Origin of the sequence: Methylophaga sp. UBA2689, assembly GCA_002354555.1 — a bacterium.
GTDB lineage: Bacteria > Pseudomonadota > Gammaproteobacteria > Nitrosococcales > Methylophagaceae > Methylophaga.
The window spans coordinates 1-17,478 of sequence record DELT01000053.1; the positions used below are offsets into that span (position 1 = coordinate 1).

Genomic DNA, 17,478 nt, shown 5'->3' on the forward strand with positions numbered 1-17,478 from the left:
GGGACTATTTTTGCGACCGCCTGTGTTGTCAATTACTTATCTAGGATGGCTACACTGCGTGCTTTCCGCCTTGTCGGACACAAAAATAGCCGCCAGCAGTGGTGGATATGAAAGATCAACAAGCCCTAGGTTATTTAATATGCTAAACCAAACTGAAAAATTGTTTTGAAAATTATTATTGTCAGGTAGCTAACTTGCATGAGTAACAACAATAACGCCTCAGACATAACTGATGAAGTGATCTGTGATTGCAGTGGAACAACCCGCGGGAAGATCATCAGCCTGGTCGAGCAGGGTATCGTCGATACCGATACTATCTCACGAAAAACTGGCGCAATTTCAGGCTGTGGTTCCTGTGAATATGATATTGAGAACTTGCTTGATGAGCTTGTTGTTAAATAGCAACAATTCTTATATTCGTTGTTAAATACCTATTTTACATAGCTTTGTAATATTAACTATGACTTTTCCTGACTTATTATTCCGATAATTCCTGCGTGAGATGTGAAAAATTCTTGACTGGTTAATAAGAACCATTACCATTCGCCTTTACATTTCTTTACGTATGGCAATTTTGAAGGTAAACAATATGGAAAAAGGTATTCGCAAGCCGCGAAATTTCAAGTTCAAACCTATCTTTTCAGTGGTCACATTGGCGCTTGGAACAGTATATGTCTCACAGGTAGCAGCAGAGGAAGATGTCAAATCATTAGATGCAGTAACTGTTATTGGTAGTGAACAAGCTGCTCGTGAGTTACCGGGATCGGCTTATTACATTGATAATGATCAGCTTACCACTGAGGCAACCACAGATATTCATCAAGTTCTGAAAACTGTTCCTGGTATTTATATATTGGAAGAAGATGGTTTAGGTTTGCGTCCCAATATTGGTATTCGTGCTGCAGCACCAGAACGCAGCCAAAATATCACGCTGATGGAAGATGGTGTGTTGATCGCTCCAGCTCCTTATTCCAATCCAGCAGCCTACTATTTTCCAACAGCCATGCGTTTGCATTCGATTGAAGTGTTAAAAGGCGCACCATTATTACGTTATGGACCTCAAACCATTGGTGGTGTTGTTAACCTGGTCTCTACCCCAATTCCTGAGAATAACAGTGGCCGTGCCATGTTTATGCTTAGTGATGAAGGCTCATTCGATACACATGCATATTACGGTGGTAAAGAAGGTGGCTTTGGTTATTTGTTAGAAACTGTTCAACGTAATAATAAAGGTTTCAAAGACATAGACCGTAGCGGACAAGACAGTGGATTCGAAATTCAGGATTATGTCGGCAAATTATCGTGGGAAGATGAACGCAATAAAGTGCTGTTTAAATTCCAACGTTCCTTTGAAGATTCTGATGAAACCTATGCAGGTTTAACTGATGCTGATTTCCGTAATGATGAAAACCGCCGTTATGGATTGACTGAAATTGACAATATGGATAACGACCATACGGGCGTTAATCTTACGCATAATTTCAAATGGAGCGATACGTTTAATTCAACAGTGACCTTGTACCATAATGAATTTAAACGTAACTGGTTCAAGTTCAACAACACAGGTAATCTTATCGACGCCGCTAATGCTGGTGATGCTGGTGCTCAGGCAGTTTTGGATGGGCGTCAGGACGCTGTTGGTCTTCAATACAAAAATAATAATCGTGAATATGATTCTTATGGCGTACAAGCCAATTTCAACTGGCTGCTGGGTGCACACGATCTGAATTTTGGTGCTCGTCAGCATTTTGATGAAACGGATCGTTTCCAACCAGTAGATACTTACGATCAGATTAATGGACAACTGGTTTTTCAGAGTAGCAATGCAAATACTGTGAGCGGCGGCGATAATCGTTTAGAGGAAGCGCAAGCATTAAGCATGTGGATCACTGATAATTTCCAGGTTACTGACAAGTTATTAGTGAACTTGTCTCTGCGTATGGAAGATGTTGAAAGCAAAGCTCGTCGTTATGGTGAGCCTGCTCGCTCATCCGTTACGAGACGAGTTGAAAATGATTATCAGGAATTTTTACCGGGTATCTCAGCAACCTATGACTTAACGGAAAACTGGCAAGTATTAGCGGGTTATCATGAAGGTATGGTTCCGATTAGTGCTGGAGCCGAAGATGGAACTGAACCAGGCTTAAGTGATAATTACGAATTTGGTGTGCGTTTTAATCAAGGCACATTCTATAGTGAGGCAATCGCTTTCTATTCTGACTTTAGTAACTTTGTCGAGCAGTGTTCGGTAGCTTCCAATTGTAGTAATGGTGCTGATTCTGGTTCATTTAGTCTTGGTGGAGCAGAGGTTAAAGGTCTTGAGTTTCAAGCTGGTAAATTATTTTCAGCCGGTAATTTTATGATCCCGGTGGATATTACTTACACCTATACTGATGGCGAAACAACATCAGGTGATCAACTTGATAGTGGTTTAGAGCTGCAAAATATTCCTGAAAATATGTTCAGTGCGAGAGTTGGTTTAGAGCACAGCAGTGGCTGGAATAATTACGCGGTGGCTAAATACATAGATGAAACATGTGTAGATGTCGGTTGTAATAAATCAGGCAGTCGTTTTGATCGCACAGACGCTTTATTCACTATGGATTTGATCAGTCGTTACCAATTCGTGGATGGGCCAGAAGTATTCTTGAAAGTTGAAAATGTCTTTGACCGCCAAGAAATTGTGGCTCGCCAACCTTTTGGTGCACGTCCGAATATTGATCGTACGGTTTATGCTGGTGTCATTATCGACTTCTAAAAAAGAGAAAAATCCAGTCTAATTTTAGACTGAATAATTGTTGTAAAAAGCGCCTGAAGAATGACTTCAGGCGCTTTTTTTAAGCTTATTTGGTTGGAAAACTATCGTTTAGATCAAGATCAATTTTATTGTTCTTTTGTAATTTCCCAACATACAAGGCCGTTGCACCAGCCACGGCGACTGGAATAATCAGAAAATTTATTACCGGGATCATTGTTGCTCCCAAGGTTGTCATGCCAAAGCCTAACGCCAGGGAACGCTTGGTTCTGAGCAGTTCTCGTTGCTGCTTAAATCCCATTAAATGATTTCCCATTGGGTAGTCATGATAATCAAGTGCCAGAGTCCAACTGGAAAAAAATAACCATAACAAGGGTGCAATGAGATTCAGTCCGGGTATCCACGACAGGATAAACAGTGGGATCATCCATTTCAGCAAATAGGCCAATTTGCGTAATTCATTAAAAATCATTCTTGGCGTATCAGCAATTAATTGCCAGAGAGTTTGTTCTGGTGGAGCCTGATTGGATAAACGTTTTTCCACAGCTTCCGCCAATAGTCCATTAAATGGTGCCGCCACGATATTGGCGAGAATGGAGAAGGTGAAAAACACTATTAACACAATCAGCACTGCAAACAATGGCCAGAGGATCCACATCAAGGCATTGGATAACCATTCAGGTAACCAGGTTGGCGTCAATTGTGTCATCCAATAGTCAAACTGGTTAATACCTAGCCAGATTGCTCCAGCAAATAACAAGGTATTTATCAAAATTGGTATATAGGCAAAGCGACGTACGCCTGGTTGATTGATAAGTTTGAAACCGCTTAATAAATAACGCGAGCCTTGGATAAAATCACCCATTCTTTCAATACCTTATTGGAATAATGTAAGACCATCTCTTGCAAGTAATGCACTGCCATAAGCTGCTTCAGTATTTTCCACTAATTCGAATGGAACCTGCAATAATGACTGACGTAGCTGTGTCCAGACAGGATTTCTAGCACCACCACCAACACTTCGAATCGACGTTAACGGTGTATCACTTAATTGTTGCAGATATTGGTAACCTGTTTTTTCTACACTGGCAATACCAGCCAGCAATCCATGCAGAAATAAATGATCTTCCGCTGGGCGCGGTAGCATTTGTGCTGGATAGTTTGGATCAGCAATTGGAAATCGTTCTCCCGGCTTTAGCAATGGGTAATAGTTTGGTGGCGACTGCTTTAAATCAATTTTCTGGCTTAATGTCATTAATTGTTCGTCAGTAAAGAAATGTCTCAATACTGCTCCACCGGTATTAGACGCGCCTCCGCATAGCCAGCGATTTCCCAATTTATGGCTGTAAATACCTGTTTCAGCATCAAATACCGGATTTTTGCAGATAAGTTTCAAGACCAGTGTTGACCCCAGTGACGTTACACCTTCTCCAACTCGGTTGGCGCCAGTAGCGATAAATGCAGCCAGGCTATCAGTGGTTCCGGCCTTAATTAATGGTGCTTCTGACTGTTTTATCCCAAGTTCTAGCATAACGGCTGCTGAGAGTTTTCCAATCAGCGTGCCAGGGGCAACTACGGTTGGTAAAACGCTTAATGGCGTTATTGATTTCAGCCAGCTGGGCCAGTGATTTGCTATTACATCAAAACCGGACTTCAAGGCATTATTGTAATCCGTCATACCAGGTGTGGCGCCGAGCTGAATAGCCAGCCAATCCGCCTGATGCAACAGATAATATTTTTCAGGTAACGCCAGTGTTGATTGAAAATACAGCAATTTTGCCAAACCGCTGCTGGGACCACGTACTGCTGAATTGATAGGTGCTTTTTCCGCTATTTTTTCACTCGCCAAGGAGGCATGTTGATCGTTATACATCAACATTTCAGTCAGAGGATTTCCTTGGCGGTCAGATAACATCACTGAACCGGAAGTGGCATCAATACTGATGGATTCAATGACAAATTCAGGAATCTGCTTTACCAGATCTTTTAGCGCCTCAAAAAGATAGTGGGACTGCTGTTTGGGTGACGGGTAGGGGTAGGGAGGTGCGGAAAAGTTTTGTTCAATCTGGGCAATAATATTACCGAGTAGGTCGATGGCGCAGACCCGGCACCCGGAGGTGCCGAAATCAATGCCAATCCATGCGCTCTCGCGCATTTTTATGGAAGTTGAACAGGCGTTGGCGCGACCCAACCTTCTTTGCGGTACTCAGCAACAACATTGGTATAAACACCACCACGGACATTGAAAATGCCGGTAACACGCATAAAACGTGGGTCAGTCGCTGCCACTAAATCAGTCAGAATCTGGTTAGTCAGCTTTTCATGAAAACCACCTTCTTCACGGTAAGACCAGAAGTAAAGTTTTAGAGATTTCAGTTCAACGCATTTTAAATCAGGTACATAATCAATCTTAATCGTGGCAAAATCCGGTTGACCAGTTTTCGGACACAGACAAGTAAATTCAGGTGTTTCGATGTGGATGGTATAATCCCGCTCCGGTACTGCGTTATCGAAGGTTTCCAGTTGTTTGCTTGGTAGCGTAGACATAGGTAATCTCTAAGTGTGAACAAAACCGTTATTATCCCTGAGTTGGCAGATTTAATTAAGTGTTAGAAATCATTCTCCTGTCTGTAGTTGTTTTAGTGGCGCTGATTATTGGCGGCTGGTATAGCCATTCCCGGCAGCAACAGCGTGCCCAGGAATTTGAGCGTGAACTTGATCGTTTTGATAACGACGACAATAGTGATTTTCACGCGCGTTTCGACTCGGTTTTTGCGCAAGATACTGTAGATTTATCCGACAGCCCCAAAGTTCGTATGGATTCAGATGTGGCTGATGTTGGCGACGAATTCGACGATTCTGAAATGGATGACGAATTTGCCGATGCAGATGAAGAAGACGATACCCCCGATTGGGAAATGGTGGTGGCATTAACCATTATGGCCCCCGAATCACAAATGTTTACCGGACGCGCAATCAAGTCTGCGCTGGAACAGCAGGAAATGCATTTTGGTGATATGCAGATATATCATCGTTATACCGTTAATAATCGCCGTCAGACACTGTTCAGTGTGGCGAATATTCTGGATCCCGGTACTTTGCTTCCTGATCAATTGATTTCAATGAAGACTCCCGGCTTATTAATGTTTGCCAGACTTCCTGGCCCGGTAAATGGTCTGACGGTATTTGATTCGATGCTGGATACCGCACAACAACTGACCGCCTATCTGGGTGGCATTCTCTGTGATGAAAAACGTGAACCGATTACCGATAAACATTTGGAAGCCACTCGCAACCGAATTTTTGAATTAAATTTATCTTTGCAGGCAGGCAATAAATCTGATGACGATTTCACCTGAAATCAGCGAGCGAGCCGCACAGCTTCGAGACTTAATCAACCGTTATAACTTTCTGTATTACAGCGCGGATGATCCGGAAGTAACGGATGCCGAATATGATCGGTTATTTGCTGAATTAAAAAAACTTGAAGCCGATTATCCTGAGCTGATCACTGCGGATTCGCCGACACAACGGGTGGGATCGGCTCCGTTGGATAAATTTACCCAAGTGACTCATGCGATGCCTATGCTGTCGCTGGATAACGTGTTTGATGAAGCCGAATTGACCGCGTTCAATCAGCGTGTTCTGGATCGGTTAAATACGGATGCCGTGATTACTTATGCTGCTGAACCCAAGTTGGATGGTCTGGCAATCAGTATTCGATATGAAAATGGTTTGCTGGTTCAGGCCGCCACTCGTGGTGATGGCGCGGTGGGTGAAGATGTCACCGAAAACGTTCGAACCATTCGTAATATCCCATTGAAACTACATGGCAAGAATGTTCCGCAAGTGGTTGAAATCCGTGGTGAAATTTACATGCCAAAAGCGGGTTTTGAAAAGCTGAATCAACAGCGTCTGGCCAACAATGAAAAACTGTTCGTGAACCCACGCAATGCAGCTGCAGGATCATTAAGGCAACTGGATTCCTCGGTAACGGCTAGTCGGCCTTTAGCGTTGTTCTGTTATGGTCTAGGAGAGCTTCAGGGCATGGAACGTCCATCCAGTCATACAGAAGCGATGCAGATAATCAGTGAATGGGGTGGAGCTGTTTCTCCTGATACCAAGCAATTAAAAGGTGTGGATGAATGCCTGGAATTTCTGCATCAGCTTGGGGAACGTCGGGCCAGCTTGTCCTATGATATTGATGGGGTAGTGTTCAAAGTCGATGACAGCCATTTACAGGAACGTCTGGGATTTGTCTCACGAGCTCCGCGCTGGGCTATTGCCTATAAATTTCCGGCACAGGAAGAAAGCACTCAGGTTATCGATATTGAAGTTCAGGTTGGTCGCACAGGTGCTTTAACGCCAGTAGCACGTTTACAACCGGTTTTTGTCGGTGGCGTTACGGTGAGTAATGCCACGCTGCATAATGAGGATGAAGTCCGACGTAAGGATGTACGAATTGGCGATACGGTGATCATTCGTCGGGCGGGGGATGTGATTCCGGAAGTCGTTCAGGTTGTTAAAGACAAGCGTCCTGCCAATGCCACCGAATTTGTAATGCCAACGCATTGTCCAGTTTGTGGGGCAGAGGTTGAGCGGGTAGAGGGTGAGGCGGTTGCGCGTTGCAGCGGAGGTTTATTCTGTGGCGCACAACGCAAGGAAGCCATAAAACATTTTGCTTCCCGCAAAGCATTGGATATTGATGGCCTGGGCGATAAGTTGGTTGAACAACTGGTTGATGCTGAGCTCATTAAAGATCCAGCCGATTTGTTTTATCTGAACAAAGAACAGTTTTCGTCTTTGGAACGTATGGGGGATAAATCTGCCGAAAACCTGGTTAATGCATTGGAACAGGCCAAAAATACCCGTTTTGCACGATTTTTATATGCATTAGGTATTCGAGAAGTCGGTGAAGCAACCGCCCGATCACTCGCTTTACACTTTGTTGAGCTGGCTAAATTAACGGCAGCTAAAGAAGACGAGTTAATTGAAATTGAAGATGTAGGGCCTGTGGTGGCCCATCACATTTATACCTTCTTCCAACAAACCCATAATCTGGATGTGATTCAGCGGCTGTTGGATGCCGGGGTCAACTGGCCTGAAGAAAAACCGGTTTATGCCGATTCAGCTTTGGCGGGTAAAACCATTGTACTAACCGGAACCCTGGAAAACCTGTCGCGTAGTGAAGCCAAAGAAAAATTATTGGCATTAGGTGCCAAAGTGGCTGGTAGCGTTTCAGCTAAAACCGATTATGTGGTGGCGGGTAGAGATGCCGGTTCCAAATTGAATAAAGCCCAATCCCTAGGGATTGACGTGGTCGATGAAGCGACCTTAATACAGTGGATTAATTAAATGAGTGCAGTAGCAGATGCTATCAAAAAAGTCGCCACCGGCCCCCATCTGAGTAAAGATCTCAGTCTCGAGGAAAGCCGTGAAGCGATGCTGGAAATCCTCTCAGGTGAAGTGGATCCGGTGCGAATGGCGGTCATGCTGATTGCATTGCGAATGAAACGTGAAACGGATGAGGAAAATCTGGGACTGTTGTTGGCTATCCAGGAAAAGACCGGGCAGCATGCACTTGAGGTAGATAATGTAATGCTACTTTCCGATCCGTTTAATGGTTTTAGTCGCCATTGTCCAATCGCAGCATTTTTGCCTGCCGTCATGGCAGCATGCGGTTTACCGACGTTATCGCAAGGTGTTTACCAAATGGCGCCGAAATTCGGTGTCACTCATGCACAGGTGTTAGAAGCGGCGGGTGTGAATATACAATTGACTGTTGCAGAAGCCGCCGAGCAACTAAATACTACTGATATTGGCTGGGCTTATCTGGATCAGGCTATTACCACCCCCAGCTTGTTTGCTTTACAGGATTTACGTCGTTTGATGATTAAACGCCCCAGTTTGGCGACGCTGGAAAAACTGGTGATGCCGGTTAAGGCTAAAAAAACGCATTTGCAAATTGGCTTTGTACATAAAGCCTATCCTCCAGTGCTGGCTTATCTTGCCAAACAAAGTGGTTTTGACAGCGCATTGATCGTACGTGGTCTGGAAGGCGGAATTGTGCCGACCTTACGTGAAACCTCAGACAACTTTTTATTGATTGATGGCGCATTAAAACCCTGCTCACTGGATCCTCAGGCATTTGGAGTTGATCAACAGACCCGAGGAGTCATGCCTGATTTGGATCAACTGACAGCGGCAGAGTCTGCTCAACGTGGCGTTGCGGCATTACAGGGTGAAAAAGGGGTAGCGTATGATTTGCTGGTTTATGGAGCAGCAATGGCTTTATGGCACTGCGGACTGGTTTCAGATCAGAATAAAGCAGGGGATTTAGTCAGAAAGAGCCTCGATTCGGGTGATGCTTTTGCTGCTTTTGAAAAAGGTAGAACAAAATGATTTTGCAACAACAATTACAATTTGAATTGAAAGGGCGCAGCACCATCAATATCAGTGATGATGTGGCTAAAATTGTATCTGCTTCTGGTATCACTACCGGAACCTGTCATGTATTTGTCCAGCACACCAGTGCTTCTTTGATGATTTGTGAAAATGCTGACCCTGATGTCAGACGAGATCTGGAAACCTACATGCAGCATATCGTCCCGGACGGAGATCCAATGTTTTTACATCAGGATGAAGGTCCGGACGATATGAGCGCGCATATCCGAACCGTGTTGACTAATCCCGATCTGGTGGTACCGGTCAGTAATGGCAAATGTGCTCTGGGGATCTGGCAGGGAATCTATTTATGGGAACACCGAACACATCGGCAGCAGCGTCGTGTGATCGTTACAGTACAAGGTGAATAAGAAATGAATGAAGAATTTGAACAGGAACACCTTGATGAGGAAGTTGATTGGTCTTCAATTCCCAAGAGTAAATCCCGAATTAAACGTGAGCTCGATGCATTGAGAAAACTAGGTCAGGATTTAATTGACCTACCAAAAAAAGACTTATTGAAACTGGAGCTGGACGAAGATTTAACCGAAGCAGTGATTAAAGCCCAAACCATGAGTAAAGGAGCCTTAAAACGTCAGACCGGTTTTATTGGTGGCATTATTGCACGACTGGATCATGAAGAAATACAGCAGAAACTGGAACAGCTGAAACAGCCAACACAGGCTCAAACTGACCAGTTTCATCAAGTGGAGAACTGGCGCGATCGTTTGTTAGCAGAAGACGATACCGTTGTGGCAGAACTCCGAGGTTATTTTGAAGATTTTGATAATCAGCATGTAAGACAATTGGTCCGGAATGCCAAACAGGAAGCCGCCAAACAACAGCCGCCAAAATCTGCCCGACTATTGTTTAAATATCTGCAGCAATTACAGCAAAATCAGTGATCGATCAGTTCGATTAAAAAGCAGGCACCCCCCAAGTAACTTTGCTGCACACTGATTTTGCCCTGATAGGCTTCGACAATATCGCTGGCAATCGCCAAGCCTAAACCCTGCCCCTCAATCTGGGTATCCATACGTCTGCCACGTTTGATGATATCGGCACTGGCATGAGCTGGCACGCCTGGGCCATCATCTTCAATACGCACTATAATTCTGCGGTTTTGCTGACGAAGAACGATGTTCACCTGCTTATCACAGTATTTAAAGGCGTTTTCCAGTAGATTGCCGAGTAACTCGTACATATCGCCTTCGTCAGCATGCAGCATGGCATCACGTTCAATTTCGCATTGCGTATGGATGTTTTTACTTTGGTAGACTTTTTTTAGTGAATTCATCAGTTTAGTGATGATTTCACCAATCGAAACCGGCGCCAGTAAATTGCTTTTGCCTTCCGTGGCAGCACGCTGCAATTGATAATCGACCAGGGCATTGATGCGCTCCAACTGTTCTTCACCGGTCAATTTACAGGCGGTCACATCATCACAACTTTCCAGCTCAGAACGTAATAAAGCCAAGGGTGTTTTCAGACTATGCGCCAGATCAGCCAGTGAATTTTTATAGCGTTGTCGGCGAGATTGTTCATGATCCAGTAGATTATTAATATTTCGTGTGAGCTGCTGTAACTCGCTGGGATAGTCATCGCCCAGACGCTGTTGTTTGCCTGCTTCAATAGCGTGTAAATCAGCTGCTGCCTTATGCAGCGGTTGTAAGCTCCAACGCAGGATTAACCATTGGGCAATTAACAGCATCAATCCGGTTCCACCGAGCCAGTACCAGAGATTTAGCTGAAACTCATCAATTTGTGCTTCCAGCATGTGCTGATCTTCAGAAACATTGATGGTGTAATCAAAATGCTCACCATCGTCATTTTCCCAAACAATACCAAACGCGAGATTTTGTAACTTCATGCCATTATCAAGATTGACCTGACTATATAACTGTTCTGATGGACCCGGATGATAGGGAAGTGCCAGAAACAAACCAATAGCCGAAGGGGATTGCCAGACAATTTTATTGCCACTGGTAATTTGTGCGTATAAACCTGAATTGGGAATAGAAAATTTTGGTTCAGCCAGACTTTCTTGCATATGTAATTTACCGTCATGACTTATTTCAGCAGCAGTCAGCAGGGTATAAACATAATTTAATAAACGCTGTTTCTGGGCTGTTTCGGCGCTTCCGGCAAAAGCATTAAATAAACTGAAGGCGGAAATACCCAAAAAAGCACTTAACACCAGAGTGACAGCAATCAGCTGACGATTGGTCAGTGATAAATTCAGTTTATTCACGAGGTAGAGTCAGCCGATAACCCCGGCCACGTAATGTTTCAATTGGATTCAGGACTTTCTCGGGATCCAGCTTGTTACGCAGCCGTTTAACAAACACTTCTATAACGTTGCTGTCGCGATCCTGATCCTGTTCATATATGTGGTCCGTCAGTTCAGTTTTGGAAATAACGTCCCCAGCGTGCAGCATCAGATAATGTAATAGACGGTATTCAAATGCAGTTAATTCAATTGCAGACTGATTGACAGTTACTTGCTGAGAAGCGGGATTGAGTTCCACCGGTCCACAACGCATAGTGGAATTTGACCAGCCTGCAGCACGACGCGCCAACGCATTCAAACGCGCCAGCAATTCTTCAAAATGAAAAGGTTTGACCAGATAATCATCGGCACCGGCTTCAAGCCCTTCGACTTTATCTTGCCAACGACCTCGAGCGGTCAGAATTAAAATGGGAAAAGTAATGTTTTTTTCACGAAGCCGCTTAATGACCTCGATTCCGGAAAGTTTAGGCAGACCCAAATCAATCACAGCAACATCATACGGATATTCAGAGCCCAGAAATAAGCCTTCTTCACCGTCTGCACTCATATCAACAGTAAGTTGATGTTGGCGTAAATGCTGACCGATCTGTTCGCGCAGGTGAGGTTCATCTTCAATTAATAAAACACGCATAACTATTGCATTTGATATCCGGTTTGCCGATCCAGGCGATAGGTTTTCACCTTACCATCAACATGCAGTACTTTGACGCGGAAAATCGTATGGTTTTGATATTGTTCCTGATCTACCGATAAGACACGACCACCCGTTTCAACCTGAGCTAATTCTGCGGCAGTTTTTTTGGTCAGCGGTAGGGCGATGTCGTTAATACTGGTCCCCGCTTCCGCTTCAGGCGGCAAATGATCGGTGTAACCAGATAAAGGTAACGTTAGCATTATAAGTAACAGATACCAGGAAAATTTCATGTAATAACCTTAATTTTAGTGTGCTTGTTATAAGTGGATAATAGCAAACTGCATGCCTTGGGTGAATGCATCATTTTGGCCCCTGCGCAGGTTGCACCGGGCCTATTGCATTATCTGCCCGGGCGCGTAAATAATTATAAAGTTGTTCTCTACCATTGATGACCTGAGGATTATCATTAAATCCTGGCATGATGCCTATGCGACCTTTTTTACCTTTGACCAATACCTGCATAAACTCATCTTTTGAGGTCTGTTTAAGACTTTTCGCTAAATTGGGTCCCGCCAGTCCCTGAGCGAAAGTGCCATGACAACGGGCACACCAGTTTCGATAAAGCAAATAGCCTTGATAGGTTTCTGCATCCAGTTTCTTGCCTTCAGTAACGGTATAGGGAACCTGAGCCTGAACGCTTCCAAACCAGAGATAGCTACTGCAAAAAAAGATAAATCCTGCCAGACGCAAATTCATAGCTGATTATCGACCAATCAAAACAAAGAGATTTTTTGAGCTTAACATGTCATCGGTTTTAATCAGTTGAGCTCTCCAAGAAAATAGTATGCATCTGAACTTTTGCCAATGTGGAGTGAGTGAATAGATGTCAGGAGAATACTTATCGTTGAGACCAACGAGGTGAACGATATTTTTGTACATGACTTACTCCACATACTGAAGTTTAAGTCAGGGTAACAATACTTAACTGAACTGCGACTGAATGGGTAAATGAAGCTTAAAGATTTAACATTTTGCCCATTGCTTATCGAGACGTTTGGCTGATACGGCATAGGCAGTACCAATTTCCTGGGCAAAAACCGAGATACGAAACTCTTCAATCATCCAGCGATATTGCTGCATTGCTTCATCATCAGCGCGTTTGATATTGGACAGATAACGTTGCCAGTACGGCTGGACTTCCATTTGTCGTTGACGATCTTTGGCTGGATCGGTTTTCAATTTATCCAGACGCGCACCGATGGCCCGAAAATAGGCGGGTAAACGCTGTAAAGCTTCGTCCGGTGTGTGATGCACAAAACCCTGATACAGCAGATAGTTTAATTGCTCACGAATGTCTTTAACCGCATGCATCGCGGCCAGAGGAATATTTCCAGACAACCGTTTGGCAATCGCATGATATTCACTTAATGGTTCTGCTATCAGTCTGGCAAGCTGATTGGCAATATTAATAAGTTCACTGCTACGATGTTTCAGCCGTTGTTCAAACTGTTGTTTGTCTCTTGGCCAGTCCTGATCTTTCAAAAAGCATCGATCAAATGCTACGGCTATCAAATCCTGTTTCAGCTGCTCGCATGGTGTAATCTGCTGTGCTTTGTTCTCTTCAAATGGCGCAGCAGGAACATTGGCATAATGCAGGCACATCTTCTGTATATCCGGCAGGTTTTTCTGCAGATATTTAACTTTATCTTTTTCAGCCAGCATAAACAGTCTTCTCAACCCTATTGCTGAGAATGATTTAGCCTGTTGCAAAGTATCCATCAGCGTCAGATCTACATGATCACCACGATCTACCAGGGCAGGGTAAGCCGTCATTTCAAGGCCGTTTTGCTGCATCACAATGTGTTCAGGAAACGCATCAAATTCCCAGCCGGTCATCCCGGATTTTTCATACTCAGAATCAGGTAACTGACGGAAGCTGGCAGCAGCTTCTTTGGCCCAGTCCTGCTTTAACTGATTTAAATCACGATTTTCTGCCAGTAGTTCGCCTTGTTCATCAACCAGCTTGAAATTCATTTTCAGATACAGCGGCAGATCTTCCTGCCGCCAATCATCTGCTTTAATCTCAACCCCTGTCATTTTACGTAATTGCTCACTTAAAGCAGGCAACAATGCACCTTCATAAGGTGTTAATGCTTTCAAGCAACGATCGGCGTAATCCGGCACAGGAATAAAATGACGACGCAGGGATTTAGGCAGGCTTTTTAGGAGAAAAATCACCTTGTCACGTAACAAACCAGGCACTAACCACTCATAACGTTCCGGATCACTTTGATTAAGCAGTGAAAGCGGAATCGTCTGGGTAATACCATCATGCTGTTTGCCAGGCTCAAAATGATATTCAAGTGGCAACGGAACACGGTTCACCAGCAACTGATCCGGATAGCTATCGACCGTTACCTGCTCAGCATTATGCTGCATCAGAGTCTCACGGCTCATAAACAGACACTGCGGGGCTTTTTTCTCAGCCTGTTTACGCCATTTTTCAAATCCTTGGCCATTGATAATATCGTCAGGGATGCGCTCATGATAAAAGGCAAACAGGGTATCTTCATCTGCCAGCACATCACGTCGCCGTGATTTTTGCTCCAACAGTTCAATTTCATCAATCAGCTGGCGATTATGTTGGAAAAATTTTGCCTGACAGTTGAAATCACCATTGACCAGGGCTTCACGGATAAATATCTCGTTGGAAGTAGGGCGATCCAATGGTCCATAGTGAATTTTCCGACGGTTTACTATAGGCAATCCATACAGACTGACACTTTCAAAAGCGACCACTTGAGCCGGTTTTTTCTCCCAATGTGGATCGCTGTATTGGCGTTTAACCAAATCTCCTGCAATAGGCTCAACCCACTCTGGTTCAATTTTGGCGACAATCCGGGCATAGAGCTGTCCGGTTTCCACCAGCTCGGCAGCCATGATCCATTTCGGACCTTTTTTATGTAATGCTGAGCCGGGGAAAATTTTCAGTTTCAAATTACGTGTGCCGGCATAACTATGCTGATCGGCTTTCATAGCCACATTGCTTAACAGACCACTGAGCAAGGCTTGATGAATGGATTGATACTCAGCCGGTTGCTGATTGGGTTTGAAGCCCATCTGCGTAGTTTGCACGTGAAGTTGCTGATAAATATCATGCCATTCACGCAGACGCAGAAAAGACAGAAAGTTTTCTTTGCAGTATTTGCGAAATTTGTTCTGACTTAAGTGTTTCTGACGGTCATGATACAAATCCCATAGCTTAAGAAACGCTAAAAAATCTGAGCGGTCGTCTTTATATTTACTATGTGCCTCATCTGCAGCCTGTTGTTTATCCATCGGACGTTCTCGTGGATCCTGAATACTCAGGGCGCTGGCTATAACCAGCACTTCATTCAGACTGTTTTGATCATTTGCCGCCAGGATCATTCTGGCGATACGCGGATCAATCGGTAACTTGGCAAGCTGTCGGCCGGTTTCGGTTATTTGGCGTTTGCCATTTACAGCATTGAGTTCCTCCAACAACCGGTAACCATCGTTGATCATCTTTGGTGGCGGGGGATTGATAAACGGAAATTTAGCCGGATCGCCCAGCTTTAATGCGGTCATCTGTAAAATAACGGAGGCCAGATTGGTACGCAGAATTTCCGGATCGGTAAATGCCGGTCTGGCCGCAAAATCTTCTTCGTCGTATAAACGAATACACACACCGGCAGCAACACGACCACAACGACCGGATCGCTGGTTGGCACTGGATTGCGATATTTTCTCAATCGGTAAACGTTGCACTTTATTGCGTACGCTGTAGCGGCTGATACGCGCCAGACCTGGATCGACGACATAACGAATACCCGGTACGGTCAACGATGTTTCCGCTACATTGGTCGCCAGAATAATGCGTCGCGGGCCACCGGTTTTAAACACACGATTCTGTTCACTGGCTGATTGTCGGGCGAATAACGGCAGAATTTCGGTATTGGGTGGATGATGTTTTCGTAGTGCTTCAGAAACATCACGGATATCGCGTTCACCCGAGAGGAATATCAGTACATCGCCGGGCCCGACACGACATAATTCGTCCACCGCCTGAACGATACCATCAACAAAATCCAGATCTTCACTGTCATCATCGCGACTCAATAATGGACGATAGCGGATTTCAACAGGATAGGTGCGGCCACTGACTTCGATAACCGGTGCATTGTCAAAATGCTCAGAGAATCGTTGAGTATCAATAGTTGCCGAGGTGATGATCAGTTTCAGGTCAGGGCGTTTCGGCAGCAGTTGTTTGAGATAACCTAATAGAAAATCAATATTCAGACTGCGTTCGTGCGCTTCATCAATAATAAGCGTGTCATATTGATTCAGGTAGGGATCATTCTGTGTTTCAGCCAGTAAAATACCGTCTGTCATCAGTTTGATATAGCTTTTATCGGCTTTTACCTGATCATGAAACCGGACTTTATAGCCAACGGCTTCGCCGATTTGGGACTTTAATTCTTCAGCGATACGTGTTGCTACAGTCCGGGCAGCAATACGTCGTGGTTGAGTATGACCAATCAGGCCAGCGACACCGCGACCGAGTTCAAGACATATTTGGGGTAACTGTGTGGTTTTACCGGAACCGGTTTCACCACAGAGAATAATAACCTGATGTTGCTGAATGGCTTTTGCGATATCGTCCTTTCTTTCAATAACGGGAAGATCAGCATTCAGGGAAGGTTTTGGCAGGTTGTTCAAACGAAACTGAAAACGCTCATTAGATCGTTCAATTTGCTGCTGCAGATTCAGCCATTCACTTTCATTGGCGGATTTATTCTGCAACTGCACTAAACGCCGACGTAGTTTGTGCTGGTCGGCGAGCATTGTGTTTGTTATTTGAGTTTTAAGTTGTTGCTGTTGATTGTTCACTAATTTTCAATTTACTTGGAAGCTTACGAGCTTAATTATCTTAAGTGACAGTATACAGAGTGGCATCTGAAAACGTAGACGGCCGCAAAAATAGTCCTGGCCCTTTGGGTCGTGACTGAAAAAGTATCACTCGGCGTTGCTCGTCACTTATTTAGAACAACTACAAAAACGTCAGGACAAGCACTCTTCCTGACATTGCTTTTGCATACGATGTGCAAGGATGCACTAGTGTCGCGGGTCCAGGACGCACAGGAGCGACCACTCCATCCATGGAGGTAAACGTTTTTGAGCGCAAGCCGCTTCGGGGTGAGATACATGGATGTATCTCACAAAAGGCGCTCCTCGTGCCTTGATTGACGCTTTTTCAGCTCTCAACAGAGGCGGAGATGAAAGATAAACACGCCCTAAAAACTTTGCCTTATTTTTCAGCTTCAACTTTTTCAA

Annotated in this window: 15 protein-coding genes; 7 read left to right on the top strand and 8 right to left on the bottom strand. The window is 44.4% G+C overall.

Going from position 1 to position 17,478, the window contains the following annotated elements:
* The first annotated feature begins 198 nt into the window (after positions 1-198).
* Positions 199-402 (top strand): (2Fe-2S)-binding protein, encoded by a 204-nt coding sequence (locus B3M51_RS05480; protein WP_292757406.1) that lies wholly within the window; start codon positions 199-201, stop codon positions 400-402.
* A 187-nt stretch (positions 403-589) separates the two neighbouring features.
* Entirely contained in the window at positions 590-2,758 is a 2,169-nt protein-coding gene (locus B3M51_RS05485; protein ID WP_292757408.1) for a TonB-dependent receptor family protein, read from the top strand.
* A gap of 85 nt (positions 2,759-2,843) precedes the next feature.
* Here B3M51_RS05485 and cysZ read toward each other — a convergent pair whose 3' ends face one another.
* Genes cysZ through queF form a run of 3 tightly spaced genes read right to left on the bottom strand, consistent with a single transcriptional unit; the run spans position 2,844 to position 5,302 of the window.
* Positions 2,844-3,620, bottom strand: a complete 777-nt coding sequence (gene cysZ, locus B3M51_RS05490) for a sulfate transporter CysZ (RefSeq protein WP_292757410.1) — start codon at positions 3,618-3,620, stop codon at positions 2,844-2,846.
* A 12-nt stretch (positions 3,621-3,632) separates the two neighbouring features.
* A complete protein-coding gene (locus B3M51_RS05495) occupies positions 3,633-4,910 on the bottom strand; it encodes an FGGY-family carbohydrate kinase (RefSeq protein ID WP_292757412.1) in 1,278 nt (425 codons plus the stop codon).
* 2 nt (positions 4,911-4,912) lie between these two features.
* Positions 4,913-5,302, bottom strand: a complete 390-nt coding sequence (gene queF / locus B3M51_RS05500; RefSeq protein ID WP_292359561.1) for a preQ(1) synthase — start codon at positions 5,300-5,302, stop codon at positions 4,913-4,915.
* Between the two features lie 59 nt (positions 5,303-5,361).
* On the opposite strand from queF, the gene B3M51_RS05505 reads away from it, so the two are divergent.
* The 5 genes from B3M51_RS05505 to yjgA are packed head-to-tail and all read left to right on the top strand — an operon-like array spanning position 5,362 to position 10,104.
* Positions 5,362-6,114 carry a cell division protein ZipA C-terminal FtsZ-binding domain-containing protein gene (locus tag B3M51_RS05505; protein ID WP_292757414.1) on the top strand — a complete coding sequence of 251 codons (753 nt, stop codon included), beginning with the start codon at positions 5,362-5,364 and terminating at the stop codon, positions 6,112-6,114.
* On the top strand, positions 6,098-8,110 hold the full coding sequence (gene ligA / locus B3M51_RS05510; protein ID WP_292757416.1) for an NAD-dependent DNA ligase LigA: 2,013 nt from the start codon (positions 6,098-6,100) through the stop codon (positions 8,108-8,110). Before B3M51_RS05505 ends, ligA begins: the two co-directional genes overlap by 17 nt.
* Entirely contained in the window at positions 8,111-9,157 is a 1,047-nt protein-coding gene (locus B3M51_RS05515) for an anthranilate phosphoribosyltransferase (RefSeq protein WP_292757418.1), read from the top strand.
* Complete coding sequence (locus tag B3M51_RS05520) at positions 9,154-9,570, top strand: secondary thiamine-phosphate synthase enzyme YjbQ (RefSeq protein ID WP_292481738.1); 417 nt, start codon at positions 9,154-9,156, stop codon at positions 9,568-9,570. The genes B3M51_RS05515 and B3M51_RS05520 overlap by 4 nt, the downstream gene beginning before the upstream one ends.
* A gap of 3 nt (positions 9,571-9,573) precedes the next feature.
* Positions 9,574-10,104: a ribosome biogenesis factor YjgA gene (gene yjgA / locus B3M51_RS05525; protein ID WP_292481740.1), complete on the top strand. Its 531-nt coding sequence runs from the start codon at positions 9,574-9,576 to the stop codon at positions 10,102-10,104.
* Here yjgA and B3M51_RS05530 read toward each other — a convergent pair.
* The 5 genes from B3M51_RS05530 to hrpA all read right to left on the bottom strand — a co-directional run bounded on the left by B3M51_RS05530 (position 10,098) and on the right by hrpA (position 17,034).
* Positions 10,098-11,450, bottom strand: a complete 1,353-nt coding sequence (locus B3M51_RS05530) for an ATP-binding protein (RefSeq protein WP_292481742.1) — start codon at positions 11,448-11,450, stop codon at positions 10,098-10,100. The genes yjgA and B3M51_RS05530 overlap by 7 nt on opposite strands.
* Positions 11,443-12,120, bottom strand: a complete 678-nt coding sequence (locus B3M51_RS05535; protein ID WP_292481745.1) for a response regulator transcription factor — start codon at positions 12,118-12,120, stop codon at positions 11,443-11,445. Before B3M51_RS05535 ends, B3M51_RS05530 begins: the two co-directional genes overlap by 8 nt.
* Before the next feature lie 2 nt (positions 12,121-12,122).
* Positions 12,123-12,413: a PepSY domain-containing protein gene (locus B3M51_RS05540; protein ID WP_292757421.1), complete on the bottom strand. Its 291-nt coding sequence runs from the start codon at positions 12,411-12,413 to the stop codon at positions 12,123-12,125.
* Between the two features lie 70 nt (positions 12,414-12,483).
* Complete coding sequence (locus B3M51_RS05545; protein ID WP_292757423.1) at positions 12,484-12,879, bottom strand: c-type cytochrome; 396 nt, start codon at positions 12,877-12,879, stop codon at positions 12,484-12,486.
* Between the two features lie 267 nt (positions 12,880-13,146).
* The gene (gene hrpA / locus B3M51_RS05550; protein ID WP_292757425.1) at positions 13,147-17,034 is read right to left on the bottom strand and encodes an ATP-dependent RNA helicase HrpA; all 3,888 of its coding nucleotides are present in this window, start codon (positions 17,032-17,034) and stop codon (positions 13,147-13,149) included.
* Positions 17,035-17,478 lie beyond the last annotated feature (444 nt).

Coding starts and splice junctions, on each gene's coding strand:
- B3M51_RS05485 (WP_292757408.1), top strand. CDS start 590: ATGGAAAAAGGTATTCGCAAGCCGCGAAATTTCAAGTTCAAACCTATC.
- B3M51_RS05480 (WP_292757406.1), top strand. CDS start 199: ATGAGTAACAACAATAACGCCTCAGACATAACTGATGAAGTGATCTGT.
- B3M51_RS05545 (WP_292757423.1), bottom strand. CDS start 12,879: ATGAATTTGCGTCTGGCAGGATTTATCTTTTTTTGCAGTAGCTATCTC.
- yjgA (WP_292481740.1), top strand. CDS start 9,574: ATGAATGAAGAATTTGAACAGGAACACCTTGATGAGGAAGTTGATTGG.
- B3M51_RS05540 (WP_292757421.1), bottom strand. CDS start 12,413: ATGAAATTTTCCTGGTATCTGTTACTTATAATGCTAACGTTACCTTTA.
- B3M51_RS05535 (WP_292481745.1), bottom strand. CDS start 12,120: ATGCGTGTTTTATTAATTGAAGATGAACCTCACCTGCGCGAACAGATC.
- B3M51_RS05515 (WP_292757418.1), top strand. CDS start 8,111: ATGAGTGCAGTAGCAGATGCTATCAAAAAAGTCGCCACCGGCCCCCAT.
- ligA (WP_292757416.1), top strand. CDS start 6,098: ATGACGATTTCACCTGAAATCAGCGAGCGAGCCGCACAGCTTCGAGAC.
- cysZ (WP_292757410.1), bottom strand. CDS start 3,620: ATGGGTGATTTTATCCAAGGCTCGCGTTATTTATTAAGCGGTTTCAAA.
- queF (WP_292359561.1), bottom strand. CDS start 5,302: ATGTCTACGCTACCAAGCAAACAACTGGAAACCTTCGATAACGCAGTA.
- B3M51_RS05495 (WP_292757412.1), bottom strand. CDS start 4,910: ATGCGCGAGAGCGCATGGATTGGCATTGATTTCGGCACCTCCGGGTGC.
- B3M51_RS05520 (WP_292481738.1), top strand. CDS start 9,154: ATGATTTTGCAACAACAATTACAATTTGAATTGAAAGGGCGCAGCACC.